Raw genomic sequence first — 13692 nt, 5'->3', positions numbered from 1 at the left:
GCCGCTTGCGCTACAATCGACGCATTTCAACCCCGTCAATACCACGCCATGATCAAGACCATCGCCCTGCTGCTCGCCGCCACGGCCGCCGCCAGCGTCACCCAGCCGGCACGCGCGCAGGCCGCGCCGGTCGCCGCGCTGACCAAGAGCCCGGCCGCATGCCCGGCCGTGCTCAAGCACAGCTTCAAGCGCCTGCAGGACGAAGCGCCGCAAGACCTCTGCCAATATGCCGGCAAGGTGGTGCTGGTGGTGAACACGGCCAGCTACTGCGGCTTCACCAAGCAGTACGAAGGCCTGGAAAAGATCTACGCCAAGTACGGTGGCCGCGGCTTCGTGATCCTGGGCTTCCCGTCGAACGACTTCGGCCAGCAGGAACCGGGCAGCGCCAAGGAAATCGCCGACCTGTGCTTCAACACCTATGGCGTCAAGTTCCCGATGTTCGCCAAGAGCTCGGTGAAAGGCCCGCAAGCCAACCCGCTGCATGCGCAGCTGATCAAGGCCACCGGCCAGGAACCGAAGTGGAACTTCACCAAATACCTGATCGGCCGTGACGACAAGGTGCTCGACTACTTCCCGAGCAAGGTCACGCCGGAAGATCCTCAGCTGACCGGGAAGATCGAAGCGGCCCTGTAAGGGCATTCTCTGGCGATCAAAGATATAAGCTGGGAGATAGGCGTTTTATAAACCACATTAATAGCATGGTCATTTTGATGTAGATCATAGTTTGTTTTGCTTCACATCAATAAGCTTACCTTCGTCGCAGATGACATAAAAACGAAGAAAGGTAAGAAAAAGATGAAAACGCCGATGAAGACCGTGCTGGTGGCCCTGATCGCCATGGCGTCCGCCCAGGCGCTGGCGCAGGAATCCCCATGGCTGGTGCGCGCCCGCGCCGTGTACGTCGACCCGGACAACAAGTCGACCCCGATCGCCGGCGTCGGCGCGGCGGACCGCCTCGAAGTGAGCACGAAGACCATTCCCGAGCTGGACATCAGCTACTTCTTCACCTCGCATATCGCGGCCGAACTGATCCTGACTTATCCACAGAAGCACAAGGTCCGCCTGGACGGCGCCGAGATCGGCACCTTCAAGCACCTGCCGCCGACCCTGAACCTGCAATACCACTTCGCCCCCGGCGCGGCCATCAGCCCCTACATCGGCGCCGGCGTGAACTACACCCGCATATCGAGCGTCAAGCTGCTCGATGGCGCCGGCGACCTGGAAAACGATAGCTGGGGCCTGTCGCTGCAGGCCGGCGTCGACTTCCGCCTCAACGAACACTGGTCGATCAACGCCGACGTCAAGAAGGTCAAGCTGCGCAGCGACGTGTACGTCGGCGGCGCCAACGCCAGCCACCTGAAGGTCGATCCGGTCCTGTTCGGGCTGGGTGTCGGCTACCGCTTCTGACAGCTTGTGCGTGATCGCGTCCTGCCCGTCTTCCATGGGCGAGCTTCCAGCAAAAGCATCAAACATGGGAAAGGGCGGGGCGCGACCCACGCCTTCATTCTGCCCTGCGATTACGCCGCAAGCACGGCGCGCAGCGGCCCGCGCAGCGCGTTGCAGACGACGATGTCGTCGGCCTGTTCGAGCATGGCGCGCGTGATCACGGCTTCGCGCGCACGCCAGGCGGGCGCGGCCAGCAGCACGCCGCGCATCACGCCCGGCAGCACGCCGCAGGACAAGGGCGGCGTGAGCCACTCCTCGCCGAAGCGCAGGAACACGCTGCAGCGCCCTCCTTCCGTCAATTCTCCGCGCTCGTTAAAGAACAGCATATCGAAGGCGCCTTGCGCCTCGGCCGCCTTCCACGCCGCGTCGTAGCGGCCGCGGACGCTCGTCTTGTGGCGCAGGAAGACGTCGCCGCTGTGCGTCGGCTCCTGGGCCAGCAGCAAGGTCACCGGCTCATGCAAGGGCGTCAGCTCGCCGGATGTGAGCGTCAGCGCGCCGTCGTGGGAGACGGCCAGGCGCAGGCGGTGCAGCGCATCGGAGGGCAGGGCCAGGCTGGCTTCCAGCAGCGCGATATGGGCCGCGCCGCGGTCGAAGGCAAAGCCGAACCAGGCGCACGATGCTTCCATGCGGTCGAGATGCTGCTCCAGGTGGCGGCAGCCGTGTTCGCGCGAGGCGCGGATGGTCTCGAAGATCTCGAACTCGTTGGGCAGGCCGGTAAGAAAACCCGCCTTCAATTGGCACTCGGCGTATTCGGATTGCGCATCGCTGTCGTACACGATGCCGGCGCCGACGCCCAGTTCGCCGCGTCTTGCTCCATCGATCGATGGACCGAGCGCCAGCGTCCGGATCGGCACCGACAGGCAGAAGTCGCCGAAGGCGCGACCCGGGGGCGCCGGATCGAACCAGCCGATGGCGCCGGTATAGATGCCGCGTGCATCGGGTTCGAGTTCGTGGATGATCTCCATCGTGCGCCGCTTCGGCGCGCCGGTGATCGAGCCGCATGGATACAAGGCCTTGAAGATCTCTTCCAGCCCCGCATCCGCGCGCAGGCGCGCCTGCACGGTGGAGGTCATCTGCAGCACGGCGCCGTAGCGCTGCACCTCGAACAGGGCCGGCGTCTCGACGCTGCCGGTCTGCGCCACGCGGCCCAGGTCATTGCGCAGCAGGTCGACGATCATCAGGTTTTCGGCGCGGTTCTTGCTGTCCTGCGCCAGGCTTGCAGCGCGCGCGGCGTCGACATCCGCATCGCCGCTGGCCGGCGCCGTGCCCTTCATCGGCCGCGCCACCAGCATGCCCGCCTCGTGGCGCACGAACAGCTCGGGCGAGAACGACAGCACGGCGCCGCCGCCAGGCAGCGTCACCAGCGCGCCATACGGCACCGGCTGGCGCGCGCGCAGGCGCGTGTACAGGGCGAGCAGCGAACCGAAGGCTTCGAAGCGCAGCCGCCAGGTGTAGTTGACCTGGTAGGTGTCGCCGGCCGCGATGTAGTCGCGGATGCGGCCGATCGCCTCGGTGAACCGCGCCTCATCGACATTCGCGGTAATACCGGCGACGCCGGCCGGCGCAAGGTCCATGCTGCGCGTTGCCAGCCACGAGGCCACCTGCTCGCCGGTCATGCGTTCGCAGCGGGTAAACAGCAGCACCTGCGCCAGCGGGCCGTCGAGCGGGCGGGCCGGCAGGCCCTCCAGGTGCGCGCCCAGTTCATAGCTCAGCAGCGGCACCGCGTGCAGGCCGCTTTGCAGCGCCTGCGACAGCGCCGCCACCAGTCGCGGCCAGCCAGCCGCGTCCTCACAGGTCAGCGTGCCCGCATGCCCGCTGTACAGGCGCGAGCGGGCCTCCTGCGTGGCGCGGGCATCGTCCAGCAGCGCGAAGACTTCGCCGGTATCCATGCTCCGATTCTACGCCGCCAGCAGCAGGGACAGCTGGAGCGACGTGCCTTCGGTTGGATTGAGCTTGAAGCCCGTCTTCGCGAAGCGGTGCCAGCGGCCGGTGACATAGTTCACCAGCAGGCTGGCGCGCGCGGCGACGTCGGCTTCCTGGCCGTGTCCCTGGGTGACGGCCAGGCGCAGGGCGCCCTTGAAGGCCAGTTCGACCTTGTCGTAGAACTGGTTCATGCGCAGTTGCAGGCGCTCGTCTTCATTCACCAGCGCATCGCCGATCAGCACGCGCGTCATGCCCGGGTTGTTGGCCGCGAAGCCGAGCAGCATCTGCAGCATCGCGTGCGCCTGCGACAGGCCGCTGTCTTCTTTCTCGGTGATCTGGTTGATCACGCCGAATACCGACGACTCGATGAACTCGATCAGTCCCTCGTACATCTGCGCCTTGCTGGCGAAGTGGCGGTACAGCGCCGCTTCGGACACCGACAGGCGCGCCGCGAGCGCGGCGGTGGTGATTTTCTCGCCCTTGGGCTGCTCGAGCATCGAGGCCAGGGCCTGGAGGATTTGCAGCTTGCGCTGGCCTGGCTTCGTGCTTGCCATGGGATCCCTAGGAGTTGTTATTGGAGCGGCGCAGCCCGGAGAGCCGCGTCGGAAGTTGCCGCACGGATTTTACTTTGACATTGACGTAACCGGGGCATTTCAGGGTCCTCGGGAGGGGCGCTTTTCCAATCGGATCGCTCATCCGGGCGGTGTGACGCAGGTATTGGGTGACCCAGACGGTGCGCAGGCCCAGCTGGCGCGCGGTGCGCAGATTGGCCAGCGTGTCTTCGACCAGGATGCAGCGCTGGGCCGCGATGCCGTGCTTGCGCAGCAGGCGGCGCAACATCAGCTTCGACGGTTTCGGCCGCAACTGCCCGTGCACGTGCATGTGCTCGATTGCCACATGGTGCGAAAAATGGTTGTGCAGCTTCAGGCGGCGCACGATCTCGGTCGAATAGCTGTTCGGCGCATTGGTCAGCAAGATCTTGCGGCCAGGCAGGCGACGCAGCAGGCGCGCCAGGCCGCGCTCGGCGCGCAGCAGGGCGTCGAGCGGGCCGATGTCGTGGGTCTGGTGCAGGAAATCCCTGGCGCACACCTGGTGGTGGCGCATCATGCCGAGCAGGGTGGCGCCGTAGCGCTGCCAGTAGCCCAGGCGCGCGGCATCGACCATCTCTTGCGTGGCCGGCACGCCGTCGCTGCTCAGCACGCGCGCGATATACGTGTTCATATTGGCGCTGATCGCCGGGAAGATCGCGTGCGAGGCGTCGTGCAGGGTGTTATCGAGGTCGAACAGCCAGACTGGGGCTTGGAGGGAAGAAGTAGACACGGGTAATCGGCTCGCAAAAGATGCAACACGCGATTATGCCAGCGGCGCCTGACGACGTCATGGAGCGGGGTAAAACAGGGGATGGGAGATGGTGCCCTTGACGTGGATTGAACACGTGGCCTCTCCCTTACCAAGGGAGTGCTCTACCACTGAGCTACAAGGGCGGGTAGATGCGGTGGGCAATGCCCACCGTAACGACATTTTCTGTGGGGGTTTCCCCGTCACAAAAAATTTAGTGAGACCGGATCATAGTGCCAAAAGCCTGTTCGGTCAAGACTTCGAGCAACAATGAGTGCTCGATGCGGCCATCGATGATGTGCACGGTGTTCACGCCCGACTTCGCGGCGTCCAGCGCCGACGAGATCTTCGGCAGCATGCCGCCCGAGATCGTGCCGTCCGCGAACATTTCGTCGATCTCGCGCGCCGACAGGTCGGTCACCAGATTGCCCGCCTTATCCTGCACGCCGGCGATATTGGTCATCATGATCAGCTTTTCGGCTTTCAGGATTTCCGCGATCTTGCCGGCGACCACGTCGGCGTTGATGTTGTAGGCCTGGCCGTCCTGGCCGAAACCGATCGGCGAGATGATCGGGATGAAGGCGTCGTCCTGCAGCGCTTTCACGACGGCCGGGTTGATGGCCTCGATCTCGCCAACGAAACCGATGTCGAGGAACTCGCCCGGTTTTTCCTTGTCGGGCATCGCCATGCGGCGTGCGCGGATCAGGCCGCCGTCCTTGCCGGTCAGGCCGACTGCCTGGCCACCGTAGTGGTTAATCAGCATCACGATGTCTTGCTGAACTTCGCCGCCCAGCACCCACTCCACCACTTCCATGGTCTCTTCGTCGGTGATGCGCATGCCCTGCACGAAAGTGCCCTGCTTGCCGATCTTCTTCAGCGCATTGTCGATCTGCGGGCCGCCGCCGTGGACCACGACCGGGTTCATGCCCACCAGCTTGAGCAGGATGACGTCGCGCGCGAAGCCGTGTTTCAGGCGTTCGTCGGTCATGGCATTGCCGCCGTATTTGATGACGATGGTCTTGCCGTGGAAGTTGCGGATGTAGGGAAGCGCCTCGGCCAGGATCTGCGCCTTCAGCGCCGTCGACACGGCAGTCAAGTCGTCAGGTTGGTCGTCGGTCTTCAGGCTGGTCACTTGAGCGTTCATGGAGGGTCCGAAATAAATGTCGCGAGATTTTACAGGCAAATGCCGTAAAAACAGCGTAAACCTTGTGGGGAAAGGGCGGTGTCCTGTTGTATTTTATGGCAGCAATCGGTACTTTATCAGTTATGAGTATTTGCACGCGCTGCGGCGCCGAATTCGGATGTGCAATGGCCGACGGCGCCACCGAAGCTTGCTGGTGCACGGCCTTGCCGCCGGCGGTGGCCGTGCCGCAGGAGGCGGCCGGCTGCTGGTGCCCGGCGTGCCTGCGCGCGCATATTGCCGCGCACCCATTGCCAGTCGCGCCAGCGGCCGACTGACAGCTCAGCGCCGCGTGCGGAAGAAACGCATCATCTCGCGGCTCGCATCCGGTCCCTTGCCGTCGGTATAGCTGCCGCGCGCATTGCCGCCGAACCAGGCATGGCCGGCGCCATGCACCAGCCAGTGTTCGGCCTGCACCATGCCGTCCTCGTCCGGATACAAGGTGCGCGTGTAGGCATGGCCGTCGGGCACGCGGCCCGGTTCGGCGGTGCCCGGCTGCGCCAGATGGCGCGCGCCTTGCGCGACCACTTCCTCGCCATTGGCCGGATGCACGGTGGTGTCGCGGTCGCCGTGGAAGACGATGATCGGCAAGGGCTGTGCGCTCGTCGTGCTGCGGCGGAAGTCGCCCTTCATCGCCGCCAGCGCCGACGACAGGCTGTTGGCCGAGGCAAAGGGCAGGCCGGAATGCACGCCCACCGCCGCATACAGGTCGGGATAGAGCGTGCCCATGATGGTCGCCATCGCGCCGCCGGCGGACAGGCCGGCCACATACACCTGGCTTGGGTCCACCGCATGGCTGGCCATGATGGCCCGCGTCATGCCGGCGATGATCGATGGCTCGCCTTCGTCGCGGCGCTGGTCGACCGCATTGAACCAGTTCCAGCAGCGCGACAGGTTCGCGCCCTTGCTCTGGGCCGGATACAGCACCAGGCAGCCGATCTCTTCGGCCAGCACGTTCATCTGGGTGCCGGTGGCGAAATCTTCCGGGTCCTGGGTGCAGCCGTGCAGCATCACCACCAGCGGCGCCGGCGTACCGGTATAGCTGCCAGGCACATACAGCTTGTACTCGCGGCGGCCGGCGGCGTTCATGTGATGGCCGTCCTCGAACCTGCCGGTCAATGGCTCGCGCGCCGGCGGCGCAGGAGCGGGAGCAGGGGCACGGGCAGGGGCAGGGGCAGGCATGACGAAGTCGCGCATCTGGCGCTCGGCCACGCGCTGCACGGCTGCCGCGTTCTTCATGGCCTGCTGCACGGCGGCGCCAGGCGTGGCCGGTCCCGATCGCAACAGCGATCGGACGGCCCCGCTTAGCTGCCTCATCAGTAGTCGGTTGAGTTTCATGGTATTCCTTTTGTGCAGTGCACAATTTCACGCCACGAGCTTACACCAACCTGTCAAACGTTGCCGAGCGGCTGTTGTTGCAGTATTTCTGCGACTGTTTACCCACACATCTCCACGTAGTCGACAGCCGGCTTGATGCCGGCGCGCATGGTCGTCAGTTTCCCCTTGCTGGCTTCGAAGATCAGCGCCTTGTTCTCGCCTTTGGGCAAGACAAGGTACTGGCCCTGTTCGTCGTATTTGTGGCGTTCGCTGCGCAGCCCGGGAGCATGGCGCAACGCATCCTTGGCCGACATGCGCGACGTGACGCCGGCACTGTTGCGCACCACCATCCTGGCGTCGGCGCGCACGATCACCCCGTTCTCGACCATGAAGCTCACCTGTTGATAACGCTTGAAGCGGACGATGGGGCAGGAGGGATCGAGCGGCCGCGGCGTGGCGCGCTGGCCCAGCGTGCGTTCGACCTGGTCGAGCCGCTGGCCGAACCCGATCTTGCCGTAGCCATCGGGCGACAACACCTGGCTCGACGCCGTGGCGGACACGCCCAACAGGGCGCTCGCGATGATGAAACGAATGTTCATGGGTCACCTCGTGCAGCAACATGAATCAATGCGACACTGTTCCAAAGACAGTGCGTATTGACGAGTATAGTGACTCACAAGCAAAAACGGCGCTGGACTGCCGGACGCGCGATAATGCCGCCTCCGACACATATCCGCTCAGGCATCAGGCAATGGCTCCAGAACTGCACACTCCCGTCCCTTCGCCCTGCATCAATATCTGCAAGATGGTGCCGGCAACCGGCTTGTGCGAGGGCTGCATGCGCACGATCGACGAGATCCGCGCCTGGCGCAATGCCAGCGAGGACGAGAAGCGCGCGATCTGGGCCGAGATCCGGCGCCGCGAAGCCGGGCTGTTCGACGAGTAAGGGCGCGCCATGGACCTGCGTTTGCCGCCGTCGATTCATGTGCTCGAGCGCAACTGGCTGTCGTCGAATAATGTCCTGTTGATCGGGCCTGACGACACGGCCCTGATCGACAGCGGCTACGTCACCCATGCGCCGCAGACGCTGGCGCTGGTGCGCCACCTGCTGCGCGGCCGTCCGCTCGACCGCCTGCTCAACACCCACCTGCACTCCGACCACTGCGGCGGCAACGCGGCCCTGCAGGCCGCCTACGGCTGCCACACCGCGATCCCCGCGCCGGAAGCCGACAAGGTCGCGCGCTGGGACGAAGCGGCGCTGAGTTTTCGCGCCACCGGCCAGCAATGCCCGCGTTTCGGCTTCGACGGCGTGCTGGCGCCGGGCGACACCTTATCGTTGGGCGGCCTGCGCTGGCAGGTATTGGCCGCGCCTGGCCATGATCCGCATGCGCTGCTCATCTTTTGTGCAGACGAAGGCGTGCTGGTGTCCGGCGACGCGCTGTGGCAGGACGGCTTCGGCGTGATCTTCCCCGAGCTGGCCGGGGAGCCCGGCTTCGACGAGGTCGGGGCCACGCTCGAGCTGATCGGCAGCCTGGCGCCGCGCGTGGTCATTCCCGGACATGGGCCCGTGTTCGGCGACGTCGATGCGGCCCTGGTGCGGGCCAGGGCGCGCCTCGACTACCTGGCGGCCGATCCGACACGCAATGCACGCAACGCGGTCAAGGTGCTGCTCAAGTTCCTGTTGCTGGAGCGTGGGAAGATTGCCGTGGCCACGCTGCCGCGCCTGCTCGCATCGATTCCGCTGGTCGAGCGGGTGCGGCCGACCGTGCTCGGACTGGATGCCGATGCGTTGGCGCAATGGGCAGCCGCAGCGCTGGTGCGCGCCGGCGCGGCGCGCATCGAGGGGGAGATGTTGCTCGATCTTTAGAGGAAGAAATCTAGCACGGTCGTTCTTTTTCTGGGGCTATAATGGCCCGATACCCAACACCGAGAGTCCTTTCATGCCGATGCCCGCCGCGTTGCAAGACCTGTCCCTTCCCGTCATCGCCTCGCCGATGTTCATCGCCAGCGGTCCCGCCCTGGTGGCGGCCCAGTGCAAGGCCGGCATCGTCGGTTCCTTCCCGGCCCTGAACGCGCGTCCGGCCGAATTGCTCGACACCTGGCTGACCGACCTGCAGCGCGAGCTGGCCGACTACGCGGCCGCCAATCCGGGCGCGAAAGTGGGCCCGATCGCGGTCAACCAGATCGTCCATCAATCGAACGACCGCCTGGCGCACGACGTCGAGGTGTGCGTCAAGCACCAGGTGCCGATCATCATTTCGTCGCTGCGCGCGCCGCCGCGCGAGATGATGGATGCGGTGCACTCGTATGGCGGCATCGTGCTGCACGACGTGGTCTCGATCCGGCACGCCGAGAAGGCGCTGGAGGCGGGCGTCGATGGCCTGATCCTGGTGGCGGCCGGCGCCGGCGGCCATGCCGGCGCGCTGTCGCCGTTCGCGCTGGTGGGAGAGGTGCGCAAGTTCTTCAAGGGGCCGATTGCCCTGTCCGGATCGATCGCGACCGGCGACGCGATCCTGGCGGCGCAGGCGATGGGCGCCGACTTCGCCTACATCGGTTCGCGCTGGCTGGCCACGAAGGAGTCGAACGTCAGCGACGGCTACCGCGACGCGATCGTCGAATCGAGCGCGGCGGACGTGGTGTACACCAACCTGTTCACCGGCGTGCACGGCAACTACCTGAAAAAATCGATCGTGGCGGCCGGGCTGGATCCGGACAACCTGCCGCAATCGGACAAGAGCAAGATGAGCTTCGGCTCGGGCGCGGCCAAGGCCTGGCGCGACATCTGGGGCGCAGGCCAGGGCGTAGGCCTGATGGACGACGTGCCGACGGTGGCCGAGATGGTCGGGCGGCTCAAGCGCGAGTACGACGCCGCGCGGGCGCGGCTGGCGCTGTAAGACTCAATCCGCCTGCTTCAGGTCTTCCTGACGAATGGTCCACAGGCCCGGCAGGTTGCGCCAGTAGCCATACACGTCCATGCCGAAGCCGACCACGAACTTGTTGGGCAGGGTCAAGCCCACCAGGTCGGCCTGGATCGGCTTGGCGCGGCCCAGGTCCTTGTCGGCGAACACCACGACGATGACTTCGGCGGCGCCCATGTCGAGCAGGCGCTGCTTGACGTGGGCCAGGGTCTCGCCTTCGTCCAGGATGTCGTCGACCACCACGATCTTGCGGCCGACCACGTTCTGGCGCGGGATCACCTTCCACACGATCTCGCCGCCGCGGTCTTCGTCGCCATAGCGGCTGACGTGGATGTAGTCGAAGTCGAGCGGGAAGGTCAGTTGCGGCAGCAGGTGGCCGGTAAACACCACCGCGCCGCCCATCACGCCCAGCACCAGCGGGAATTCGGCCGCGCCCTCGGCGTTGAAACGGGCATTGAGTTCGTCGGCGACGCGCCGCACGGCGGCATTCACTTCGACGGGTTCGACGATCTGGGTGGCATTCGCCAATAGCGCGCGGGCGCGCTCGTGGTGGAAGTCGTGCATGGTCATCACAGTCAATTAAACGCCGGACCATTATGCGCCATCCCGGTGCGGAGGGTCGTTCCTCTTGGCATGCATGGCCCGGAAATGCCATTCGGCGGCATTGCGGCGTATGATACGTGGCTTGGAAAACCAGACCGACGCACTTATCCATGTCCCATAACGAATTCCAGGCCGCACGTGCAGGCCGCCTCGCGCAACTGCGCGCCGCCATGGCGCGCCACGGCATCGACGCCTACATCGTCCCGTCGAGCGATCCGCATCTGTCGGAATACCTGCCCGGCCACTGGAAGGGCCGCGAATGGCTGTCCGGCTTCACCGGCTCGGTCGGCACCTTCATCGCCACCGCCAATTTCGCCGGCGTCTGGACCGATGGCCGCTACTTCACGCAGGCCGAGACCGAGCTGGCCGGCTCCGAAATCGCGCTGATGAAGATCCCGGGCGCCGCGAGCCAGCTGCACGTCGACTGGCTGGCCGCCAACCTGGCCGCGGGCCAGACCGCCGCCGTCGATGCGCGCGTGCTGGGCCTGGCCGGCGCGCGCCTGTTGAAAGATGCCCTGGCCGCCAGGGGCGTGACCCTGCGCACCGACATCGACCTGCTCGACGAAGTCTGGAGCGAGCGTCCATCGCTGCCGCTCGAACCCGTGTTCGAACACGTCGCGCCCTACGCCACCGTCAGCCGCGCCGACAAGCTGCACGCCACGCGCGCCGCGATGGAAGCGCATGGCGCGGGCTTCCATTTCATCTCGACGCTGGACGACATCGCCTACCTGTTCAACCTGCGCGGCGCCGACGTCAGCTTCAACCCGGTGTTCCTGGCGCATGCGCTGATCGGCCGCGGCGACGCGACCCTGTTCGTCCTCGAGGGCAAGGTGCCGCAAGATGTGCGCGCCCGCCTGGAAGCCGACGACGTGCACCTGGCGCCGTACGCCAATGCCGTGCACGCGCTTGAGTCTCTGCCGGAAGGCGCGACCCTGCTGCTCGATCCGCGCCGCGTCACCGCCGGCATGCGCGCCGCCGTGGCGCAGGGCGTGAACGTGGTCGAGGCGATCAACCCGACCACCTTCGCCAAGTCGCGCAAGCTGGAAAGCGAGGCGGTGAACGTGCGCGCCGCGATGGAACAGGATGGCGCCGCGCTGTGCGAATTCTTCGCCGCGCTCGAGCCGCTGCTGGCCGACCCGAACCGCGCGCCGTTAAATGAAGTCGACATCGACACCCGCATCACCGCCGCGCGCGCGCGCCGTCCTCATTTCGTGAGCGCCAGCTTCTCGACCATCGCCGGCTTCAACAGCAATGGCGCGATCATGCACTACCGCGCCGAACAAGCCACCTGCGCCGTCATCGAAGGCGACGGCCTGCTGCTGATCGATTCGGGCGGCCAGTACCTGGGCGGCACCACCGACATCACGCGCGTGATCCCGGTCGGCGCGCCAAGCGCCGCGCAGAAGCGCGACTACACGCTGGTGCTGAAAGGCCTGATCAACCTGTCGGCCGCGCGCTTCCCGCGCGGCACCCGCGCGCCGATGCTGGACGCGATCGCGCGCGCCCCGATCTGGGCCGCCGGCATCGACTACGGCCACGGCACCGGCCACGGCGTCGGCTACTTCCTCAATGTGCACGAAGGCCCGCAGACGATTTCGCCGGCGGTGCCGCCGGAACCGCATACCGCGATGGAGCCGGGCATGATCACCTCGATCGAGCCGGGCATCTATCGTCCGGGACGCTGGGGCATCCGCATCGAGAACCTGGTGCTGAACCAGCACGTCGAGACGTCCGAGTTCGGCGAATATCTTGGCTTCGAGACCCTGACCTTGTGCCCGATCGATACGCGCCCCATCGATCGCAGCCTGCTGCGCGCCGACGAAATCGCGTGGCTGAACGACTACCACGCGACCGTGCGCGCGCGCCTGACGCCGCACGTCGAAGGCCCGGCATTCGAGTGGCTGATGCTGCGCACGGAGGCGATCTGATGGCCAGCTCGCGTTCCACCCGCGCCAGCACCGCCGTCGAGCGCCTGAAGCAGCGCACCGGGAACAATCTGTACTCGATGGCGCGCACCGGCGACGGCCATTTTTACCTGTCCGAGGCGCCCGGCAGCCCGCCGCTGTGCCCGCCGATGGAGCTCGACGATTTCGTCAACTTCGTCAAGGGTCTCGGTCCGCAGGAGCAGCCGCGCATCAGCAAGAACGACCTGGCGTTCGAGAAGCAGCTGGTCAAGAAAAAACCCTGACCGCCGGCCGACCATGAACACGATGCGCGCATGACGGAAGCCAACCTGTTCGCGGCCTACTGGTCCAAGAACGAGCTGTTCACCAATGGCCTGATCCTGTTGCACCTGGTCGGGGCCCTGCTGCTCGGCCTCCTGGTCGGCTACGAGCGCGCCTATCACGGGCGCGCCGCCGGCATGCGCACCTATGGCCTGGTGTGCATGGCCTCGGCCGCGCTGACCATCCTGGCCGGCTATCCGGACCTGTGGTACGGCGGCCATGCGGGCCTGCTGGCGCCGATCGATCCGACCCGCATCATCCAGGGCGTGGTCACCGGCATCGGCTTCCTCGGCGCCGGCGTCATCATGCGCGACGGCTTCAATATCAGCGGCCTGACCACGGCGGCCTCGATCTGGGCCTCGTCGGCGATCGGCATCCTGATCGGCATCGGCTTCTACCTCGCCGCGATGGGCCTGGCCTTCCTGTCGGCGATGATCATGATCTACCTGAACCGCCTGGAGACCTTCCTGCCGTCGCGCCACGCGGTGGCGGTGCGGATGCGCTTCCGGCCCGAATTCATGCCGCGCGAAGACGCGATCCGCAAGGTGGCGCTCGAGCGCGGCTACGAGATCGCCGGCAGCTCGCTGACCATCAGCAGCGACGAAGGGCGCCAGGAATGGCGCTTCGTGGCGCTGGCGCTGTCGCGCAAGACCGGCGCGCCGCTGTCCGAACTGGCGCGCGAACTGGCCGCCTTCGACGGCGTCGATTCGTTCCAGCTGTCGCACGCGCGCAATTGAAGCGC

The 13692-nt window shown here is 65.9% G+C and carries 16 protein-coding genes and 1 tRNA gene; 9 read left to right on the top strand and 8 right to left on the bottom strand.

All coding sequences use genetic code 11. The features are described 5' to 3' along the window. The first annotated feature begins 48 nt into the window (after positions 1 to 48). The gene (locus HMPREF9710_RS03670) at positions 49 to 633 is read left to right on the top strand and encodes a glutathione peroxidase (protein WP_005664019.1); all 585 of its coding nucleotides are present in this window, start codon (positions 49 to 51) and stop codon (positions 631 to 633) included. Between the two features lie 162 nt (positions 634 to 795). Continuing rightward, positions 796 to 1407 carry an OmpW/AlkL family protein gene (locus HMPREF9710_RS03665; RefSeq protein WP_005664017.1) on the top strand — a complete coding sequence of 204 codons (612 nt, stop codon included), beginning with the start codon at positions 796 to 798 and terminating at the stop codon, positions 1405 to 1407. Positions 1408 to 1517: 110 nt separating this feature from the next. On the opposite strand, the gene pabB is transcribed toward HMPREF9710_RS03665, so the two are convergent. The 5 genes from pabB to argB form a co-directional block, all read right to left on the bottom strand. After that, positions 1518 to 3335 carry an aminodeoxychorismate synthase component I gene (pabB, locus tag HMPREF9710_RS03660; protein ID WP_005664015.1) on the bottom strand — a complete coding sequence of 606 codons (1818 nt, stop codon included), beginning with the start codon at positions 3333 to 3335 and terminating at the stop codon, positions 1518 to 1520. Positions 3336 to 3344: 9 nt separating this feature from the next. Further along, positions 3345 to 3923 (bottom strand): nucleoid occlusion factor SlmA, encoded by a 579-nt coding sequence (gene slmA, locus HMPREF9710_RS03655; RefSeq protein ID WP_005664013.1) that lies wholly within the window; start codon positions 3921 to 3923, stop codon positions 3345 to 3347. A 7-nt stretch (positions 3924 to 3930) separates the two neighbouring features. Beyond that, positions 3931 to 4689, bottom strand: coding sequence for a pyrimidine 5'-nucleotidase (locus HMPREF9710_RS03650; protein WP_005664011.1), 759 nt, complete (start codon positions 4687 to 4689; stop codon positions 3931 to 3933). Between the two features lie 89 nt (positions 4690 to 4778). Next, a tRNA-Thr gene (locus HMPREF9710_RS03645) sits at positions 4779 to 4853 on the bottom strand. Positions 4854 to 4921: 68 nt separating this feature from the next. After that, on the bottom strand, positions 4922 to 5851 hold the full coding sequence (gene argB, locus HMPREF9710_RS03640) for an acetylglutamate kinase (RefSeq protein ID WP_005664009.1): 930 nt from the start codon (positions 5849 to 5851) through the stop codon (positions 4922 to 4924). Positions 5852 to 5946: 95 nt separating this feature from the next. On the opposite strand from argB, the gene HMPREF9710_RS03635 reads away from it, so the two are divergent. Beyond that, positions 5947 to 6165, top strand: a complete 219-nt coding sequence (locus tag HMPREF9710_RS03635) for a cysteine-rich CWC family protein (RefSeq protein ID WP_307160177.1) — start codon at positions 5947 to 5949, stop codon at positions 6163 to 6165. Between the two features lie 4 nt (positions 6166 to 6169). On the opposite strand, the gene HMPREF9710_RS03630 is transcribed toward HMPREF9710_RS03635, so the two are convergent. Both HMPREF9710_RS03630 and HMPREF9710_RS03625 read right to left on the bottom strand, forming a co-directional pair. After that, positions 6170 to 7225, bottom strand: a complete 1056-nt coding sequence (locus HMPREF9710_RS03630) for an extracellular catalytic domain type 1 short-chain-length polyhydroxyalkanoate depolymerase (RefSeq protein WP_005664007.1) — start codon at positions 7223 to 7225, stop codon at positions 6170 to 6172. A gap of 98 nt (positions 7226 to 7323) precedes the next feature. Beyond that, positions 7324 to 7803, bottom strand: a complete 480-nt coding sequence (locus tag HMPREF9710_RS03625) for a hypothetical protein (RefSeq protein ID WP_005664005.1) — start codon at positions 7801 to 7803, stop codon at positions 7324 to 7326. Positions 7804 to 7955: 152 nt separating this feature from the next. On the opposite strand from HMPREF9710_RS03625, the gene HMPREF9710_RS03620 reads away from it, so the two are divergent. The 3 genes from HMPREF9710_RS03620 to HMPREF9710_RS03610 all read left to right on the top strand — a co-directional run bounded on the left by HMPREF9710_RS03620 (position 7956) and on the right by HMPREF9710_RS03610 (position 10098). Continuing rightward, positions 7956 to 8150 (top strand): DUF1289 domain-containing protein, encoded by a 195-nt coding sequence (locus HMPREF9710_RS03620; protein ID WP_005664003.1) that lies wholly within the window; start codon positions 7956 to 7958, stop codon positions 8148 to 8150. A gap of 9 nt (positions 8151 to 8159) precedes the next feature. Then, positions 8160 to 9071, top strand: a complete 912-nt coding sequence (locus HMPREF9710_RS03615; RefSeq protein ID WP_005664001.1) for an MBL fold metallo-hydrolase — start codon at positions 8160 to 8162, stop codon at positions 9069 to 9071. Between the two features lie 73 nt (positions 9072 to 9144). Then, positions 9145 to 10098, top strand: coding sequence for an NAD(P)H-dependent flavin oxidoreductase (locus HMPREF9710_RS03610; protein ID WP_005663998.1), 954 nt, complete (start codon positions 9145 to 9147; stop codon positions 10096 to 10098). A gap of 3 nt (positions 10099 to 10101) precedes the next feature. Here HMPREF9710_RS03610 and HMPREF9710_RS03605 read toward each other — a convergent pair whose 3' ends face one another. Further along, complete coding sequence (locus HMPREF9710_RS03605; RefSeq protein ID WP_005663996.1) at positions 10102 to 10686, bottom strand: hypoxanthine-guanine phosphoribosyltransferase; 585 nt, start codon at positions 10684 to 10686, stop codon at positions 10102 to 10104. A 149-nt stretch (positions 10687 to 10835) separates the two neighbouring features. Between HMPREF9710_RS03605 and HMPREF9710_RS03600 the strand changes: the two genes are divergently transcribed. Genes HMPREF9710_RS03600 through HMPREF9710_RS03590 form a run of 3 tightly spaced genes read left to right on the top strand, consistent with a single transcriptional unit; the run spans position 10836 to position 13687 of the window. Further along, positions 10836 to 12653, top strand: a complete 1818-nt coding sequence (locus HMPREF9710_RS03600) for an aminopeptidase P family protein (RefSeq protein ID WP_005663994.1) — start codon at positions 10836 to 10838, stop codon at positions 12651 to 12653. Next, on the top strand, positions 12653 to 12913 hold the full coding sequence (locus HMPREF9710_RS03595) for a hypothetical protein (RefSeq protein ID WP_005663992.1): 261 nt from the start codon (positions 12653 to 12655) through the stop codon (positions 12911 to 12913). Before HMPREF9710_RS03600 ends, HMPREF9710_RS03595 begins: the two co-directional genes overlap by 1 nt. 30 nt (positions 12914 to 12943) lie before the next feature. Next, on the top strand, positions 12944 to 13687 hold the full coding sequence (locus tag HMPREF9710_RS03590; RefSeq protein WP_005663989.1) for an MgtC/SapB family protein: 744 nt from the start codon (positions 12944 to 12946) through the stop codon (positions 13685 to 13687). Positions 13688 to 13692: the final 5 nt, after the last annotated feature.

This window comes from Massilia timonae CCUG 45783, from assembly GCF_000315425.1.
Lineage (GTDB): Bacteria > Pseudomonadota > Gammaproteobacteria > Burkholderiales > Burkholderiaceae_D > Telluria > Telluria timonae.
This window is presented reverse-complemented; position numbering and strand designations above follow the sequence as displayed.